General features: G+C 47.1%; 18 protein-coding genes. 16 read left to right on the top strand and 2 right to left on the bottom strand.

Annotated features, from left to right (window positions below; genetic code table 11):
* Nucleotides 1–21 precede the first annotated feature (21 nt).
* From hflK to alr, 15 genes are all read left to right on the top strand, one after another.
* Nucleotides 22–1,167 (top strand): FtsH protease activity modulator HflK, encoded by a 1,146-nt coding sequence (hflK, locus tag RCH83_RS10480; RefSeq protein ID WP_306521741.1) that lies wholly within the window; start codon nucleotides 22–24, stop codon nucleotides 1,165–1,167.
* 3 nt (nucleotides 1,168–1,170) lie between these two features.
* Nucleotides 1,171–2,049, top strand: coding sequence for a protease modulator HflC (gene hflC, locus RCH83_RS10475; RefSeq protein ID WP_306521739.1), 879 nt, complete (start codon nucleotides 1,171–1,173; stop codon nucleotides 2,047–2,049).
* Between the two features lie 99 nt (nucleotides 2,050–2,148).
* A complete protein-coding gene (locus tag RCH83_RS10470) occupies nucleotides 2,149–3,324 on the top strand; it encodes an aminotransferase class V-fold PLP-dependent enzyme (protein ID WP_306521736.1) in 1,176 nt (391 codons plus the stop codon).
* On the top strand, nucleotides 3,324–3,506 hold the full coding sequence (locus tag RCH83_RS10465; protein WP_306521734.1) for a DUF2065 domain-containing protein: 183 nt from the start codon (nucleotides 3,324–3,326) through the stop codon (nucleotides 3,504–3,506). The genes RCH83_RS10470 and RCH83_RS10465 overlap by 1 nt, the downstream gene beginning before the upstream one ends.
* A 161-nt stretch (nucleotides 3,507–3,667) precedes the next feature.
* The gene (locus RCH83_RS10460) at nucleotides 3,668–4,963 is read left to right on the top strand and encodes an adenylosuccinate synthase (protein ID WP_306521732.1); all 1,296 of its coding nucleotides are present in this window, start codon (nucleotides 3,668–3,670) and stop codon (nucleotides 4,961–4,963) included.
* Nucleotides 4,964–5,119: 156 nt separating this feature from the next.
* The gene (locus RCH83_RS10455) at nucleotides 5,120–5,248 is read left to right on the top strand and encodes a hypothetical protein (protein ID WP_306521730.1); all 129 of its coding nucleotides are present in this window, start codon (nucleotides 5,120–5,122) and stop codon (nucleotides 5,246–5,248) included.
* 26 nt (nucleotides 5,249–5,274) lie between these two features.
* The gene (locus RCH83_RS10450) at nucleotides 5,275–5,904 is read left to right on the top strand and encodes a tetratricopeptide repeat protein (protein WP_306521728.1); all 630 of its coding nucleotides are present in this window, start codon (nucleotides 5,275–5,277) and stop codon (nucleotides 5,902–5,904) included.
* Between the two features lie 101 nt (nucleotides 5,905–6,005).
* Entirely contained in the window at nucleotides 6,006–8,420 is a 2,415-nt protein-coding gene (rnr, locus tag RCH83_RS10445) for a ribonuclease R (RefSeq protein ID WP_306521726.1), read from the top strand.
* A gap of 149 nt (nucleotides 8,421–8,569) precedes the next feature.
* Entirely contained in the window at nucleotides 8,570–9,310 is a 741-nt protein-coding gene (gene rlmB, locus RCH83_RS10440) for a 23S rRNA (guanosine(2251)-2'-O)-methyltransferase RlmB (RefSeq protein ID WP_306521724.1), read from the top strand.
* A gap of 337 nt (nucleotides 9,311–9,647) precedes the next feature.
* A complete protein-coding gene (gene rpsF, locus RCH83_RS10435) occupies nucleotides 9,648–10,025 on the top strand; it encodes a 30S ribosomal protein S6 (protein ID WP_306521722.1) in 378 nt (125 codons plus the stop codon).
* A gap of 6 nt (nucleotides 10,026–10,031) precedes the next feature.
* Complete coding sequence (gene priB, locus RCH83_RS10430; RefSeq protein WP_306521720.1) at nucleotides 10,032–10,334, top strand: primosomal replication protein N; 303 nt, start codon at nucleotides 10,032–10,034, stop codon at nucleotides 10,332–10,334.
* Nucleotides 10,335–10,344: 10 nt separating this feature from the next.
* The gene (gene rpsR / locus RCH83_RS10425) at nucleotides 10,345–10,572 is read left to right on the top strand and encodes a 30S ribosomal protein S18 (RefSeq protein WP_031568572.1); all 228 of its coding nucleotides are present in this window, start codon (nucleotides 10,345–10,347) and stop codon (nucleotides 10,570–10,572) included.
* Nucleotides 10,573–10,605: 33 nt separating this feature from the next.
* Nucleotides 10,606–11,058 (top strand): 50S ribosomal protein L9, encoded by a 453-nt coding sequence (gene rplI / locus RCH83_RS10420; protein WP_306521716.1) that lies wholly within the window; start codon nucleotides 10,606–10,608, stop codon nucleotides 11,056–11,058.
* Nucleotides 11,059–11,281: 223 nt separating this feature from the next.
* A complete protein-coding gene (gene dnaB / locus RCH83_RS10415) occupies nucleotides 11,282–12,715 on the top strand; it encodes a replicative DNA helicase (protein ID WP_306521714.1) in 1,434 nt (477 codons plus the stop codon).
* Nucleotides 12,715–13,803, top strand: a complete 1,089-nt coding sequence (alr, locus tag RCH83_RS10410) for an alanine racemase (protein ID WP_306521711.1) — start codon at nucleotides 12,715–12,717, stop codon at nucleotides 13,801–13,803. The genes dnaB and alr overlap by 1 nt, the downstream gene beginning before the upstream one ends.
* A 131-nt stretch (nucleotides 13,804–13,934) precedes the next feature.
* Here alr and RCH83_RS10405 read toward each other — a convergent pair whose 3' ends face one another.
* A complete protein-coding gene (locus RCH83_RS10405; RefSeq protein ID WP_306521709.1) occupies nucleotides 13,935–14,405 on the bottom strand; it encodes a chemotaxis protein CheX in 471 nt (156 codons plus the stop codon).
* A 143-nt stretch (nucleotides 14,406–14,548) separates the two neighbouring features.
* Nucleotides 14,549–15,025 (bottom strand): transcriptional repressor, encoded by a 477-nt coding sequence (locus tag RCH83_RS10400; protein WP_306521707.1) that lies wholly within the window; start codon nucleotides 15,023–15,025, stop codon nucleotides 14,549–14,551.
* A gap of 130 nt (nucleotides 15,026–15,155) precedes the next feature.
* Here RCH83_RS10400 and dusA point away from each other — a divergent pair, with 130 nt between their 5' ends.
* Complete coding sequence (gene dusA, locus RCH83_RS10395) at nucleotides 15,156–16,115, top strand: tRNA dihydrouridine(20/20a) synthase DusA (protein ID WP_306521705.1); 960 nt, start codon at nucleotides 15,156–15,158, stop codon at nucleotides 16,113–16,115.
* Nucleotides 16,116–16,211 lie beyond the last annotated feature (96 nt).

Genomic DNA, 16,211 nt, shown 5'->3' with positions numbered 1-16,211 from the left:
AAAAGCAGAACGGAGTGAAGTATGGCTTGGAATGAGCCGGGCAATAACGGCAAAAACAATGATCCCTGGAATCAGGGTGGTCGTAATCAGGGCCCGCCTGATATGGATGAAGTATTCCGCAACCTGAGCAAAAAGCTCGGTGGCATTTTTGGTGGCAATAAAGGTGGCGCTGCCAGCGACAACAGCGGTGGTTCTGCCGTGTTGGTGTTATTGCTGATCGTCGCGTTATTAGGCTGGTTATTCAGCGGTATTTACACCATTAAAGAATCTGAACGTGGCGTTATTTTACGTTTTGGCCAATATCACGCTGAAGTGAACCCTGGTATTAACTGGAAACCGACTTTTATCGATAAAGTATTGCCGGTAGATATCAGCACAGTACAGGCATTAAAAACCGATGGTTTTATGCTGACCCAAGACCAGAACCTGGTTCGTGTTACTTTTGAAGTGCAATACCGTGTTGCTGATCCACGTTTATACAAATTTACTGTGGTCGATCCGGATTCAAGCTTACTTCAGGCAACAGACGCTGCTTTGCGTTATGTAGTCGGTCATTCAATGATGGATGATGTGCTGACCAAAGGTCGTGAGCTGATTCGGCAGAACACCAGGGTTGAACTTGAATCTATTATCAAACCTTATAACCTGGGTTTGGAAATTGTTGATGTGAACTTCCGTGATGCCCGTCCGCCGGAAGAAGTAAAAGCGGCATTTGATGACGCTATTGCAGCACAGGAAGATGAACAACGCTTTATTCAGGAAGCTCAGGCTTATGCCCGTGAAATTGAACCTAAAGCCCGTGGTCAGGTAAACCGTGTGATGCAGGAAGCTGATGCTTATAAACAGCAATCTCAGTTAAAAGCACAAGGTGAAGTGGCCCGTTTTGAAAAACTGCTGCCTGAATATATTGCTTCACCTCAGGTTACCCGTGAACGTTTGTATCTGGAAACGATGGAACAAGTGTACGGCAATACTTCCAAAGTGTTGGTTGATGTGAAAAACGGCAACAATATTATGTATTTACCATTGGATAAAATGTTAAACCAAAATGGCGCCGCCACTAAGTCTATCGGCACTGAACAACGTTTAACATTACCGGAGCCGCGCAGTACCGACAGCCGTATTGATACACCGCGTACTGACAGCAACCGTGCAGGAAGGGGTTAATCGATGAAAAACTTTATGTTAGCGCTGCTGGCGCTGGTTGCCATTGTCGTTTATTCGTCCGTATTTGTGGTGCAGGAAGGTGAACGCGGTATTGTATTCCAGTTCAGCAAAATTCAGCGTGACGCTGCTGGTGCTGTTGTGGTGTTTGAACCTGGTTTGCATTTTAAACTGCCAATGATTGAAAACGTGCGTACGCTGGATGCCAAAGTACAGACGCTGGACGATCCGGCCGACCGTTTTGTCACTGCTGAGAAAAAAGACTTATTGGTTGATAGTTACGTGAAATGGCGTATCAAAGACTTTGGTAAGTATTATTTATCAACAGGCGGTCGCACTGACAGAGCTGAAAACCTGTTAAAACAATACATTAACAACGGTTTACGTACTGAGTTTGGTACCAGAACTATTCAGCAAATCGTTTCAGGTGAACGTACAGAATTGATGACCCGGGCTTTGGCGCAAGCTGGCAAAGGTTCAGAAGAGCTGGGTATTGAAATTCTGGATGTGCGGGTGAAAAAAATTAACCTGCCGGATGAAATCAGCAACAATATTTTCCAGCGCATGCGTGCAGAACGGACTGCTGTGGCCAAAGAGCACCGTGCCCGCGGTATGGAGCAGGCAGAAATTATCCGTGCTGATGTGGATGCCCGTGTCACTGTCATGGTGGCAGAAGCAGAGCGTAATTCACGTACCACCCGTGGTGAAGGTGACGCCCTTGCCGCTAAGGTCTATGCCGAAGCTTACAACAAAAATGCTGAATTCTTCAGTTTTGTCAGAAGCTTAGAAGCCTACAACCGTAGCTTCAACAGCAAGTCAGACATTCTGGTGGTACAGCCAGACAGTGATTTCTTCCAATACATGAAATCACAACAAAAGAACTGATAGTTTGATTGTTTAAAAGGCGCCTGCGGGCGCCTTTTGTTTATGGACAAGATCTGGAATTTCCGGCCTTGCAGCAAAAGCCGGTGAGCGGAGCAAAATATGAGTTATAAAAAGTTTTATCAGGGGTTTTTAAATGCGAATCCTGGCGTGCAGCATTTTGCCTGTCATTCACACCATTATTGGCCTGATGTTACCCGAAGTGCTGCTTTGCAATATTGGGACGACAGCGCCCGGCTGGTGGACGATAAATGGGGTTTGGTGTTTGGCGAAAAAGTACCGAAGGTGCAACAACAGATTGCCGGTATTTTAGGGCTGCAACACCATGAACAACTGGTATTTGCACCCAATACCCATGAACTGCTGTTTCGACTCCTCAGCTGTTTTGACTGGACAAAACCCGTTAAAATTTTAACCACTGACAGTGAGTTTCATAGTTTTAGCCGGCAAATTAAACGTCTGGCTGAATTGCCCCAGATTGAACTGGTGCAGGTGGAAACTTTACCTTTTGTCGATTTCACCACACGTTTTGCTGAAGCTGCACAAAAGTTACAACCAGATTTAGTCTTTTGCAGTCAGGTGTTTTTTAACTCGGGTTTGGCCATTGCTGATTTAACGGCTTTTGTCAGCACAATAGAAGCAGCGTGCAAAGCCACTATTGCCATTGATGGTTATCATGGTTTTATGGCGCTACCCACCAATCTCGAAGCGCTGGAAGGCCGGATTTTTTATCTGGCCGGTTCTTACAAATATGCCCAGGGTGGTGAAGGTTGTTGTTTTATGCTGGTGCCAAAAAACAACAAGTTCAGGCCTTTATATACCGGTTGGTTTGCCGAATTTGGCACTTTGGCCGATGCCAAAACAAGCAAGGTGCAATACAGCAGCGACGGTTACCAGTTTGCCGGTGCTACCATGGACTTTACCGCTTTATACCGGCTGGAAGCAGTGCTGGATTTATACGCCGCTGAAGGCATCAGCGTGGCAGTTGTGCATCGGCATGTGCAGCAGCTGCAACAGGCTTTTTTGGCTGAGCTTAAAGCGCAACAACATCCGCTGTTAAACGAGCAGCAGCTGCTTTGTACTGATCTTCAGAACCACGGCCACTTTTTCACCTTCAGGCTGGAAAACGCAGCGAAAGTAGCGGAGCTTTCCGCTTATTTAAAACAACATGGCATTCATACCGACTACAGAGGCGACCGGCTGCGTTTTGGTTTTGCGCTTTATCATGATGCCAGCGACTACGATTTATCTTGTCTGAGCCTGCGAAGAGGTGAGTGATGGAGATTCTATGGCAATCAATAGCTTTGGTGTTATTGCTGGAAGGGATAGGGCCTTTGTTGTTTCCCAATAAGTGGCGCTCTTATCTTCGCAGGCTGAGCGAAGAGCCGGCTTCAGGTTTACGTCAGGTGGGGGCTGTGCTTTGTGGTATGGCGGGGCTGATTTACCTGTTTTTACTTTAAAAGCAAAGAAGTTTAGACGTCTGCCGATAATAAATTTGCCCGAATACTGAATAAATTCAACCAGCTGAAAAATCAGCTGGTTTTTTTTTGCCCTTGCGGCTGAACTTTGTGTTTTATTTTGGTAGAATCCCCGCCTAATTTTTTTCCATGATGTAGGAACCATGGCCAAAAACGTTGTAGTGCTCGGCACCCAATGGGGTGACGAAGGAAAAGGTAAAATCGTCGATTTATTAACCGACAAGGCTAGCTATGTAGTGCGTTACCAGGGCGGGCACAATGCCGGCCATACACTGGTGATTGACGGTGAAAAAACCGTGTTGCACTTGATCCCGTCAGGCATTTTGCGTGCAAACGTAAAATGTGTGATTGGTAATGGCGTTGTGCTGTCTCCTGAAGCCTTTTTAAAAGAAATGACCATGCTTGAACAGCGTGGCGTTCCGGTAAAAGAGCGTCTGTTGATCAGCGAAGCTTGTCCCCTGATCCTCCCATTCCACGTTGCATTGGACGTGGCCCGCGAAGCAGCCCGTGGTGATAAAAAAATCGGTACTACTGGCCGTGGCATAGGCCCAGCCTATGAAGACAAAGTTGCCCGCCGTGGTTTACGTGTTGGTGATTTATTTAATCCTGAACTGTTTGCGGAAAAACTGAAAGTTCTGATGGAGTTGCATAACTTCACGCTGACTCAGTATTACAAACTGGATCCTATCGATTTCCAGACAACTTTAGACAACGCGCTTTCTATGGCTGCGACACTGAAGTCAATGGTAGTTGATGTAACAGATTTACTGGACAAGGCCCGTAAGGCCGGCCAGGAAATTATGTTTGAAGGTGCTCAGGGTACGTTATTGGATATCGACCACGGTACTTATCCTTATGTAACTTCGTCAAACACCACTGCTGGTGGAGTTGCCACTGGTGCCGGTTTTGGCCCACGTTACATCGATTATGTACTGGGTATTGTCAAAGCTTATACCACCCGTGTTGGTTCTGGCCCATTCCCGACTGAACTTGATTGTGAAGTTGGCGAACACTTAGGTGTCAAAGGTCATGAATTTGGCGCAACCACAGGCCGTAAACGCCGTTGTGGCTGGTTTGACGCTGTTGCAGTACGTCGTGCCGTGCAATTAAACAGCATTTCAGGTTTCTGTCTGACCAAGTTAGACGTATTAGATGGCCTGAAAGAAGTGAAAATTTGTGTGGGTTATCGTCAGCAAGACGGTTCTGTGACTGATGTGCCGCCTATGGCTGCTGAAGGTTACGAGCTGGTGACGCCAATCTACGAAACTATGCCAGGCTGGTCTGAATCTACCTTTGGTGTACAGACTCTGGATGGTTTACCACAACAGGCGCGTGACTATATCAAACGTCTGGAAGTTGTGACTGGTGTGCCTATTGATATCGTTTCAACAGGCCCGGACCGGGTACAAACTATTGTATTGCTGCATCCTTTTGCTTAAATAAAAGTATGCAACACCAAAAAAACGCTGCCTTGTGCAGCGTTTTTTATTTATGTACAGGAGGTACGGTATGTCGGCGTTGCAGGAGCAAAAAGCCGGCGATGTACAGGAGGTACGGTATGCCGGCGTTGCAGGAGCAAAAAGCCGGCGCAGTTTTTGGCAATCGCAGTAAAAACTGAAAATGTTCCTTTTGCTCTTCAGGAAATGCCTTTGCTGGCCGATATTACAAAGATTCCGGTTTTAGATTTAAGCTGGCACACTGCTTGTATAAAACCTATACAATAAAAGTTGTGTTTTTGGAGTTGTGGTCGATGAACAAATTATCCGTTGTATATCTTGCCTTGTGTCTGCTGATGCCCGCCACGGCATGGGCGCAGGTTAGTACAGCAGAGTTGCAAGTGGTGCAGCTTTATACTCAGGACGAATTGTTGCAACTGATCCGGCAAAACCAACATTTAAAACGGGTGAAATCAGACGACTGTCAGCTGGTAAAAGATATTGAAGCTCGTGCTGATATTATGAAATTACCTTCTTATCAGTTTTTATTTGGCGATATGCTGGCTTATGGTGTTTGTGTGCCGGCCAATGTTGAAAGAGGCTGGGATTTGATGCAAGCCGCTGCCGCTCAGGGCTTGCCGGAAGCGTTGGAACAAATTGGCCGTTATTATCAACAAGGCAAATTTGTGCAAAAAGATTTAACCAAAGCCCAACATTATTTGTTTGAAGCTGGCAGCATGGGTAATCTGAATGCCCAAATCCGCCTTGCCGAGTTATTGCTGGGCGGTAGCGGCAGTCCGGTTGACTACGAAACTGTGTATCGTTGGTTACATCATTCAGTGACAGCCGACAAAAATATGCATCAGCGTATTCAAAAAGCGCTTGCAGGTCTTGCCGGAAAAATGCCGGGCGCAGTGCTTGCCAGAGCAAAACAACCCTTATAACAGCTGCCTTTATGCTGTATTGTTGCTTAAAACAACAGCGGCAGTGAAAAAACATCGGCAGGCTGTTACACTTGCCGGAGTTTTAGTAATGAAGAGAATCCATGACGATCAAAGATCCGCATCTTGCGCGTGAGCAAGAAAAATATGAAAACCCCATTCCAAGCCGCGAATTTATCCTCGAGCACATCAAACAGCGTCAGCAGCCTGCCTACTTCGAAGAGTTAGTTACTGAACTAAAACTCGAAGGTGAAGATCATTTATTTGCGCTGAAAAAACGCCTGCGTGCTATGGAACGTGACGGCCAGTTATTGTTCACCAAAACCAAACGTTATGGCCTGGTGGATGATTTGGATTTAGTGAAAGGCACAGTTATTGGTCACCGTGATGGTTTTGGCTTTTTAAAGCTGGAACAAGGTGGGCCGGACTGGTACATCCAGAATTTTGATATGCAGCGCCTGTTACATGGTGATGTGGTGCTGGCAAGTGCCGGCGAGATTAAAGGCAAAGACAAAGTAGAAGCCCGTATAGTGCGGGTACTCACCCCACGCAGCGAGCCCATTGTTGGCCGGTATTTTAAAGATTTTGCGCTGGCCGTTGTGGTGCCGGAAGATCCGCGTATAACCCAGGATATTGTCATTCCTGCCGGTGAAGAAGGCGCAGCGCGCCATGGCCAGATTGTACTGGCTGAAGTGACCCAGCGTCCGTCCAAGCGGGTCAACGCTGTAGGTAAAGTGATTGAAGTATTGGGCGACCATATGGCGCCTGGTATGGAGATTGAAGTGGCCATCCGCAACCATCAGCTGCCGCATAAATTTTCTGAAGCTGTGGAAAAACAAGTGGCAGGTTATGGCAAAGAAGTACCACAGGACGCCAAAGCAGGCCGGGTTGATTTAACTGAATTAGGTTTATTAACAATAGACGGTGAAGACGCCCGCGACTTTGACGATGCCGTTTATTGTGAACGTAAAGACGATGGTGGCTGGCATTTATGGGTGGCTATTGCCGACGTCACCGCTTATGTATTACCGGACACGCCTCTGGATAGAGAAGCGCTGGAACGTGGTAACTCAGTGTATTTCCCTGATCACGTGTTGCCGATGCTGCCGGAAGTATTGTCCAACGGTTTGTGTTCGCTGAATCCTCACACCGACCGCTTATGTTTTGTTGCTGAAATGCATATCAGCCCGCAGGGTAAACTTGGCAGCTCAAAGTTTTATGAAGCTGTGATGCACTCCAAAGCGCGTCTGACCTACAACAAAGTACATGCTATTTTGCAAGGTGATGTTGAACTGCGTCAGCAATATGAAAGCAACCTGACCAACCTCGACAACCTGTATTCGCTGTACAAACAAATGGCCAAAGTACGGGCTGTGCGGGGTGCTATCGAATTTGAAACTGTTGAAACCCGGTTTATTTTTAACAGCCATCGTAAAATTGAACAAATAGTGCCAGTGCACCGTAACGAAGCTCATAAAATCATTGAAGAATGTATGATTTTGGCCAACGTGGCTTCAGCTCAGCTGGTGGAAAAAGCCGAAGCAGCTGCTTTATACCGTGTGCACGAACAGCCGGATGCTGACCGTTTTGCCAACTTTAAACGTTTCCTGGCCGAGCTTGGCATCAGTGCAGATTTACCCAGTGAACCTACACCGCTTGAGCTGATGCATTTATTGCAAAAGCTGCAGGACAGACCGGACAAAGAACTGATTGAAACCACTATGCTGCGTTCAATGAAACAAGCAGTGTATCAACCGGAAAACCTGGGTCACTTTGGTCTGGCGCTGGAAGCCTATTCGCATTTCACCTCGCCCATCCGCCGTTACCCGGATTTGTTATTACACCGGGTGATTAAATCGCTGCTGAAAAAGCAGGGTGAACACACTACAGGTGCGCGCTCTTATACACCTGAGCAAATGGTACCGTTGGGTGAGCAATGTTCAATGACCGAACGCCGCGCCGATGACGCCACCCGCGAAGTGTCGGATTGGCTCAAATGTGAATATATGCAGGACCATATCGGCGCTGAATTCCCTGGTGTGGTGTCAACTGTCACCAACTTTGGTTTATTTGTGCGTTTGAGCGACCTTTATATTGAAGGTCTGGTGCATGTCACTTCATTACCAAACGACTATTACCACTTTGATGTAGAGCGTCAGGTACTTGTAGGCGAGCACAGTAATCAAAGTTACCGTATGGGTGATTTGATTGAAGTCAAAGTGCTGGCAGTGAATCTTGAAGCGCGCAAAATTGACTTAGGTATAGCCGGCAGCCCGAAACATCTGGGCAAACGCATGACGTCAAATCTGGGCAAAGCTGGTGATAAAACCGCGGCAGAAAAAGCAAACAAAGGTTTTAGCCAGAAAAAAGGCCGTGCTATGGCAGATCCAACAGCCCGTCCTGGTAAAACCAAAGTAGGGCGTAGTGGCAGCAAAAGTAAAACCGGCGCCAAAACAGCGGGCAAGCCAGCAGCAAAAGCTGGCAGCGGTAAACCAAAAGCACCACGCAAACGCAAATAAACAAAGGTTGAACCCTTGTGGCGGTGATGGGCAATGACGCAGCATTGCGTATTTGCTACACTAACCGCACTTTTACCAACGCCTGGATTTCCAGGCGTTTGTTTTTATTTTTATCGCAGCGTGTGCTGCTGATATTGCAGGAATAGGTTATGAGCACAGATTACGTTTTTGGGATCCACGCAGTAAGCGCCTTTATGGAAAGAGCGCCGGAAGATGTGCTGGAATTGTTTGTGCTCAAAGACCGTGAAGATCAGCGGATGCAGCCTGTAATTCAGCTGGCCCGTAAGTCAGGTGTTTCAGTGCAGTTTTGCAACCGTAAAACGCTGGACGATAAAGTAAACGGTGCGCAGCATCAAGGCGTTGTTGCCAAAGCCAGATTACATGATGCCGGGGATGAATCTGATTTAGCCCGTATCATAGAGCGCGAAGCAGCGCCATTTTTGCTGATTTTAGATGGCATTACCGACCCACATAACTTAGGCGCTATTTTACGTTCGGCAGATGCCGCTGGTGTGCATGCCGTGATAGCACCCAAAGACCGTTCAGTGAAGCTGACCGCTGTAGTGCGTAAAGTGGCCTGTGGTGCCGCTGAGTCTGTGCCTTTTATCAACGTGACCAACCTTGCCCGCACTATCCGCCAGTTACAGGACGCTGGTGTTTGGGTGCTTGGCGCGGCAGGTGAAACCGAAACCACTATTTATCAGGCAGAGCTGAAAGGCCCGATAGCGCTGGCGATGGGCGCTGAAGGGGACGGTCTGCGCCGTTTAACCAAAGAATCTTGTGACTCATTGGTGAAAATCCCAATGTTTGGTGCTGTTTCAAGCTTAAACGTGTCAGTTGCTACCGGCATTTGTTTATACGAAGCAGTGCGCCAGCGTCAGGCTAAATAATCTTTAGCCGACAGCTTTTGTTGTTGGACAGGCTCAGTTGCAACTGAGTCTGTGTGACTGGCAAAGCAGAAAACAAAGCACTAACCAGAACTTCCAGCAAGCCTCTGATAAAACGTTCAATACAACTTTCAATAAAACTCTGCATAAAACCACAGAAATCCACTGATTTTCCGTGGTTTTATGGCTGAGAGATATCTTCAGCAAAATACATTCTTTGCTTGTTTTTAGCGCATTGAGTCCGTAGAATACGCACCCTTCGACCGTTCAACCAACGTTCCTTGCCTCTATGCGAGTCTGGTCGAGCTCACCCGAGGCTAACTAACCGTAAGGAGCTACCATGCGTCATTACGAAATCGTGTTTATGGTTCACCCGGATCAGAGTGAACAAGTACCAGGTATGATCGAACGTTATACAGGTGCGATTAAAGAAGCGGGTGGTTCTATCCACCGTCTGGAAGACTGGGGTCGTCGTCAACTGGCTTACCCAATCGAGAAGCTGCACAAAGCTCACTATGTTCTGCTGAACGTAGAAGCACCACAGTCAGTGATCGATGAACTGGAAACTAACTTCCGTTTCAACGACGCAGTTCTGCGTAACCTGATCATGCGCACTAACGGTGCTGTGACTGAGCCATCACCAATGGCCAAGGTACGTGACGAACGTCGTGAACGTGCTCCTCGTGATTCTGACGAGCAGGTTGCAAACGACGAGTAATTGCTGATGGACAACTGCCTGGTCATCACTGGCGTCATTTGCCGCCAACCTGACCGAAGCGAAAGTCCAGCCGGTGTCCCGCATATGCATTTGTCACTTGAACACAAGTCGATGCAGCAGGAAGCCGGATACAACAGAGCCAGTTACGTACGACTTCAGGTTGTGGTAGCAGGTGAGTTGTGCAGACAAACTCACAATTTGATGCAGGGTAGTGTGGTTCGGGTGGCAGGCTTTTTAAACCGTCATCAGAGCCCGAGTGGTCAGGCGAAGCTTGTCCTCCATGCCCAACGAATTGAAATTTTAAGTTAGGAGAAAGTTCATGGCTCGTTATTTCCGTCGCCGTAAATTCTGCCGTTTCTCTGCCGAAGGCGTGCAAGAGATCGACTACAAAGATACCGCTACTTTAAAAAATTATGTCACTGAAAGTGGCAAAATTGTTCCTAGCCGTATCACTGGTACCAGCGCTAAGTATCAGCGTCAATTAGCCCGCGCCATCAAACGCGCCCGCTACCTGGCTCTGCTGCCGTACAGCGATTCACACGCATAAGCCTGGTTCAACCGATACTGAGAGGATTAAACAATGGATATCATTCTGTTGGATAAAGTTGCTAACCTTGGTGGTTTAGGCGACAAAGTAGTTGTTAAATCTGGTTATGCCCGTAACTTCTTATTCCCACAAGGAAAAGCAGTTCCAGCGACCAAAGCTAACCTGGAAAAATTCGAAGCACGCCGTGCTGAGTTAGAAGCCAAACTGGTTGCTAACCTGAACGCCGCGCAAGAACGTGCAGCTAAATTAGCTGAACTGGCTGAAGTGACTATCGCTGCTAAAGCGGGTGACGAAGGCAAACTGTTCGGTTCTATCGGTACCCGTGATATCGCTGATGCGATCACTGAAGCCGGTGTTGCTGTATCTAAGGCCGAAGTTAAATTACCAAATGGCACTCTGCGTGACACTGGTTCTTTCGACATCGACCTGCAATTACACGCTGAAGTGACAGCAACCGTTAAACTGGTTGTAGTAGCAGAAGCTTAATTGCGCTTTCAGGCACAGTGTTCTGCACTGTGCCTGAATCTTCTCCCGCTTTTCCCGCATTATTTTTATTCTTTGTTCTGTTGTTTCTGCATTAAAAAATATCTGCCAACTTTATTATTTTTCCAACTGCTTCAGTTTCGGAAAAATGCTAGGCTATGGCGCAATTGAACCACATTCTGGTGTTGGCTATTCTGGCCAACCATAAGCAATAAATTCCGGTGTTATGGCAAATCCAAAAGAACGATTTTCAAAAGATAAATATCAAAAAGATAAGTATCAGCAAGACAGCCAGGTCGCTGCAGTGAAAATGCCGCCACATTCGATTGAGGCTGAACAGTCGGTGCTGGGCGGTTTGATGTTGGATAATAACGCCTGGGACAGAGTCGCTGAAAAAGTGGTGGAGCACGATTTTTACCTGCGTGCGCATAAATATATTTTCCAGGCCATGACAGGCATAGCCGAAGCCAATCAGCCGATTGACTTAATTACCGTTTCTGAATGGCTGGAGCGTAATCAGCAGCTGGATGATGTCGGTGGTTTTGCCTATTTAGGGGAAATTGCCAAAAACACCCCAAGTGCTGCCAATATTCTGGCTTACGCTGACATAGTGCGTGAGCGGGCTGTGGTACGAGACATGATAGCGGTGGCGCATGACATTGCCGACGCCGGTTATGACCCGCAAGGCCGCGACAGCGCACAGCTGTTGGATTTTGCCGAAACCAAAGTATTTAAAATTGCCGAGCAGCGTGCCAATGCCAATGAAGGCCCTGAGGCTATTCATAGTATTCTGGCCAAAACCATTGATAAAATTGATGCGTTGTTTCGTAATCCAAGCGCTGGCGGTATCACTGGCGTGTCCACCGGTTATCAGGATTTAGATAAAATGACCAACGGTATGCAACCGTCGGATCTGATTATTGTTGCGGCCCGACCTTCAATGGGTAAAACCACTTTTGCAATGAACCTCTGCGAACACGCAGCCATGAGCAGTGATAAACCGGTGCTTATCTTTAGTTTAGAGATGCCATCCGAACAAATTATGATGAGGATGCTGGCATCTTTAGGCCGTATTGATCAAACCAAAGTACGAACAGGCCAACTGGATGATGAAGATTGGGCGCGTTTGTCGTCGGCCATTGAACTTTTAAACAGCAAAGGCAAGATGTATATCGATGATGCATCCGGCCTGACGCCGACTGAAGTGCGCTCCCGCGCCCGTCGTATTGCGCGTGAACATGGTGGCCTGAGTATGATTATGGTCGACTACCTGCAATTGATGACGGTGCCTGGTCTTTCTGAAAACCGGACGCTGGAAATTGCCGAAATTTCCCGATCACTCAAGGCGCTGGCGAAAGAATTAAAAGTGCCGGTGGTAGCGCTGTCGCAGTTAAACCGCTCGCTGGAACAAAGGGCAGACAAAAGGCCGGTGAACTCAGATTTACGTGAATCGGGTTCTATCGAGCAGGACGCCGACCTTATTATGTTTATCTACCGTGATGAGGTATATCACGAAGACAGTCCGGACAAAGGCACAGCAGAAGTCATTATAGGTAAACAAAGGAACGGCCCAATAGGGCGGGTGCGGCTGACTTTCCATGGTCGTTATTCCCGGTTTGATAATTACGCAGGCTCTGCCCGTTTTGAGGATGAGTATTAATGAGCCGGCGTCCGATAGCGCAAATTAATGTTGATGCGCTTGCACAAAACTTTCAGCATATTCAGACCATTGCACCAAAAAGTAAAATTCTGGCTGTGCTCAAAGCCAATGCTTATGGCCATGGTTTATTGGCTGTTGCTGAACAGCTCAAAGCCGCCGGTGCTTTTGGTGTTGCCCGGATTGACGAAGCCCTGATGCTGCGTGCCGGTGGTATTGTGAAACCTATAGTGCTGCTGGAAGGTTTTTTTCATGCCGATGAGCTGCCGCAAATAGTTGCTTCAAATTTGCAAGTGGTGGTGCACCACAGCTCGCAGGTGGAGGCTTTGTTAAACGCTGAACTTGAAGCGCCGGTGCATGTCTGGTTAAAAATTGACAGTGGTATGCACAGGTTAGGCATTTACCCGGCTGAATTTCAGCAGGTATATCAGCAATTGATGGCAAGCCCGAATGTATTAAAACCACTGCGGCTGATGACCCATTTTGCCTGTGCTGATGAGCCGGATAATCCGGCGACACGACGTCAGCTGGATTTGTTTTCAGAGCTGATCAAGGGCTGTGAAGGCGAGTTGTCTATTGCCAACTCAGCAGGAGTTTTAGCCTGGCCACAAAGTCACGGTGACTGGGTGCGGCCCGGATTGGCATTATATGGTGTATCGCCTATGGTGGCTGGTCGTTCGGCGCAACATCAGCTGCGGCCAGTGATGACGTTTAGCAGTTCAGTGATTGCAGTGCGGGATGTGAAAAAAGGCGATGCTGTAGGTTATGGTGCCAGCTGGACAGCACCAAATGACACCCGTCTTGCGGTAGTGGCTATAGGCTATGGTGATGGTTACCCACGCAATGCCCCCAGCGGCACGCCGGTGCTGATTAACGGCAAAAGGTATCCTATTGTCGGCCGGGTTTCGATGGATATGACCACTGTTGATATAGGCGCACACCCGGTGAATATTGGCGATCAGGTGATCCTTTGGGGTGAGCAGCTGGCTGTTGAAGAAATAGCGGAGCTGGTGCAGACCATTCCTTATGAATTGCTGTGTAATATCACCAGCAGAGTGCAACTGCGTTATATCGGTGATAACGCCGGATAAGCCGCGAAGTTATGTTGTCAGGTAGGTTTTGATGCTGTTATTGCAGTATTCTGGCATGCGACTGTCAGCGGGTAAAAAGTTAAAAAATAAAAAGCCGACTTTAAGTCGGCTTTTTATTATCAGTAAATCCGTTATTTTGGATTATCAAAACTGACTTCAATATGCACTTTGCCAAAGTCTGAATCAAAAGGCATCAGAATTTTTGGACCATCACATTTATGGGTGATGGTATGGCCTTTGCCAGACACCACCACAGGGGTGGCCATACTAAATTCATAACCCTTTTCACCCAGAATACGTTTAGCGCCGCCAGTCACCATATTGGTGATTTCACCGACCATATCTGTCACTTCTTCATTAATAGATTTGGGTTTTTCGCCCAGCATCCGAAACATAATTTCCAGTGCAAGTGATTCTTCAAAACTAACAGAAAATGAACCTTTGGTTTGTGGACCTATCATGCCAATCAAACCTGAGACATCACCACGGGCAACTTCATCCTTTTTAATGCGCGGCTGGCCAGGCACAATAGTAGTGTTGGCCATAGTGCTTAACACATTGACCAAAGACGACAAAAATGGATTTACATACTCAACATTCATTTAATGGACCCATCGAATAAATTTGCGTTGCTGGAGCTGGCCATGACGGTAAGGTTAGGCAGATTTTAAAGAATAAACAAGTCTAGCTCTTTGTTTTTGAGATAGTTTCCACTGTTATCAACTATTTTCAGTTGCAGCCTTATTTATTCACAATGATTTAGCTTCACCAATGTTTCTGCCGGTTTTGTGGTGATACAACGACGGCAAAGGCCACGGGCTTCAATTGTTTGTTGCTGAATCACAAAACCTTCTGCACTGGCCAAACTGGCAAACTCTTGTTGCAGCAGTTTTGAATGTAATTCTTCAACATGGCCACATTGCTGACAAATCAGCAGCTGTGCCGGGTGGTGATGTTCAAAATGATGACACAACAAAAAGGCGTTGCTGGATTCAATTTTATGAATAAAACCTTGTTCAGTCAGGAAATCCAGTGCCCGGTAGATAGTGGCCGGTTTTGCCGCTGGTTCGGTTTGTTTTAGCTGTTCCAGCAGTTCGTAAGCACCAACACCAGATTGAGTTTGTGCCAGCAAACGAAATACCTTTTCACGAATGGAGGTAAAACGTGCACCGTTGTGCTCACAAATGTGACGGGCCCGCTGGACCAGTGATTCAATGGACATAAATCAGATTTACCTTTTTTGGCAGTAGCTTAGGAAGTGTACCATACAAAAGCTGGCCTTAAAGAGCGTAAAAACGCAGAAAGTTTGTTTGCTTCGGGGTAAAATAGCCGGCCTTTTTTTGGAGAACGCTGTGGACCACAAATTTTCAATTGCCCCAATGCTGGACTGGACTGATCGCCATTGCCGCTATTTTCATCGCAAGCTCAGCCGTCATGCCGTGCTTTATACCGAAATGGTCACAACAGGGGCTTTGATTTTTGGGCAAGGTGACTACCTGGCGTTTAATGAAGAAGAACATCCTGTGGTGGTGCAGCTTGGCGGTTCGGATCCGGAGGCTATGGTAAAAAGTGCCATCATGTGTCAGCAACGTGGTTATGACGCTATTAACATCAACGTAGGTTGCCCGTCTGACAGAGTGCAAAACGGTATGTTTGGCGCTTGTTTGATGGAAAAACCGGCTTTGGTGGCTGAATGTGTTGACAGAATGCGTCAGGTGGTTGATATCCCAGTCACAGTCAAAAGCCGGATTGGTATTGATGAGCTTGATAGTTATCAGTTTTTAGTCGACTTTGTCGGCACTATTGCTGATGCTGGTTGTAGCGATTTTATTGTGCATGCCCGTAAAGCCTGGTTAAAAGGGCTAAGCCCAAAAGAAAATCGCGAAATCCCACCGCTTGATTATCCAAGAGTTTATCAGCTGAAAAAGGATTTTCCAGAGCTTCAGATCAGCATTAACGGCGGCGTAAAAACGCTTGAAGACTGCCTCGAACATCTGAAGTATGTCGACGGCGTGATGGTAGGGCGGGAAGCTTATACCAATCCTTTGTTTTTAAATCAGATAGACGCAGCTATTTATGGCGATGAACGTGCGCTGCTGACACCGCATCAGGTTGTGCGTGAGATGTTGCCTTATATCGAACAACAAATGACTGAAGGCGCAAGATTCTGGCATATAGCCCGGCATATGTTGGGTATTTTCCAGGGCGTTACCGGCGCCAGACAGTGGCGTAGACACTTAAGTGAAGTTGGGCATTTAGCTTCCAGCGGCCCGGAAGTGATGCTGGCTGCTTTGGCAAAAGTACCAGAATAAATTTAAAACTAAAAAGTGGTTAAAAAAACCACTTTTTAGTTTTGGTGAATTTCACTACTTTTAAGGTTGGAAGTCATTTCTGAATAATATTGTTTA

Origin of the sequence: Rheinheimera sp. (genome assembly GCF_030824435.1) — a bacterium.
GTDB lineage: Bacteria > Pseudomonadota > Gammaproteobacteria > Enterobacterales > Alteromonadaceae > Pararheinheimera.
Note: the sequence above shows the minus strand (reverse complement) of the source record. Positions and strands in the feature narration are given on the sequence as shown.

Coding starts and splice junctions, on each gene's coding strand:
- hflK (WP_306521741.1), top strand. CDS start 22: ATGGCTTGGAATGAGCCGGGCAATAACGGCAAAAACAATGATCCCTGG.
- RCH83_RS10400 (WP_306521707.1), bottom strand. CDS start 15,025: ATGTCCATTGAATCACTGGTCCAGCGGGCCCGTCACATTTGTGAGCAC.
- priB (WP_306521720.1), top strand. CDS start 10,032: ATGGACAACTGCCTGGTCATCACTGGCGTCATTTGCCGCCAACCTGAC.
- dnaB (WP_306521714.1), top strand. CDS start 11,282: ATGGCAAATCCAAAAGAACGATTTTCAAAAGATAAATATCAAAAAGAT.
- RCH83_RS10460 (WP_306521732.1), top strand. CDS start 3,668: ATGGCCAAAAACGTTGTAGTGCTCGGCACCCAATGGGGTGACGAAGGA.
- rlmB (WP_306521724.1), top strand. CDS start 8,570: ATGAGCACAGATTACGTTTTTGGGATCCACGCAGTAAGCGCCTTTATG.
- rnr (WP_306521726.1), top strand. CDS start 6,006: ATGACGATCAAAGATCCGCATCTTGCGCGTGAGCAAGAAAAATATGAA.
- hflC (WP_306521739.1), top strand. CDS start 1,171: ATGAAAAACTTTATGTTAGCGCTGCTGGCGCTGGTTGCCATTGTCGTT.
- RCH83_RS10465 (WP_306521734.1), top strand. CDS start 3,324: ATGGAGATTCTATGGCAATCAATAGCTTTGGTGTTATTGCTGGAAGGG.
- RCH83_RS10470 (WP_306521736.1), top strand. CDS start 2,149: ATGAGTTATAAAAAGTTTTATCAGGGGTTTTTAAATGCGAATCCTGGC.
- RCH83_RS10405 (WP_306521709.1), bottom strand. CDS start 14,405: ATGAATGTTGAGTATGTAAATCCATTTTTGTCGTCTTTGGTCAATGTG.
- RCH83_RS10450 (WP_306521728.1), top strand. CDS start 5,275: ATGAACAAATTATCCGTTGTATATCTTGCCTTGTGTCTGCTGATGCCC.
- rpsF (WP_306521722.1), top strand. CDS start 9,648: ATGCGTCATTACGAAATCGTGTTTATGGTTCACCCGGATCAGAGTGAA.
- rpsR (WP_031568572.1), top strand. CDS start 10,345: ATGGCTCGTTATTTCCGTCGCCGTAAATTCTGCCGTTTCTCTGCCGAA.
- alr (WP_306521711.1), top strand. CDS start 12,715: ATGAGCCGGCGTCCGATAGCGCAAATTAATGTTGATGCGCTTGCACAA.
- rplI (WP_306521716.1), top strand. CDS start 10,606: ATGGATATCATTCTGTTGGATAAAGTTGCTAACCTTGGTGGTTTAGGC.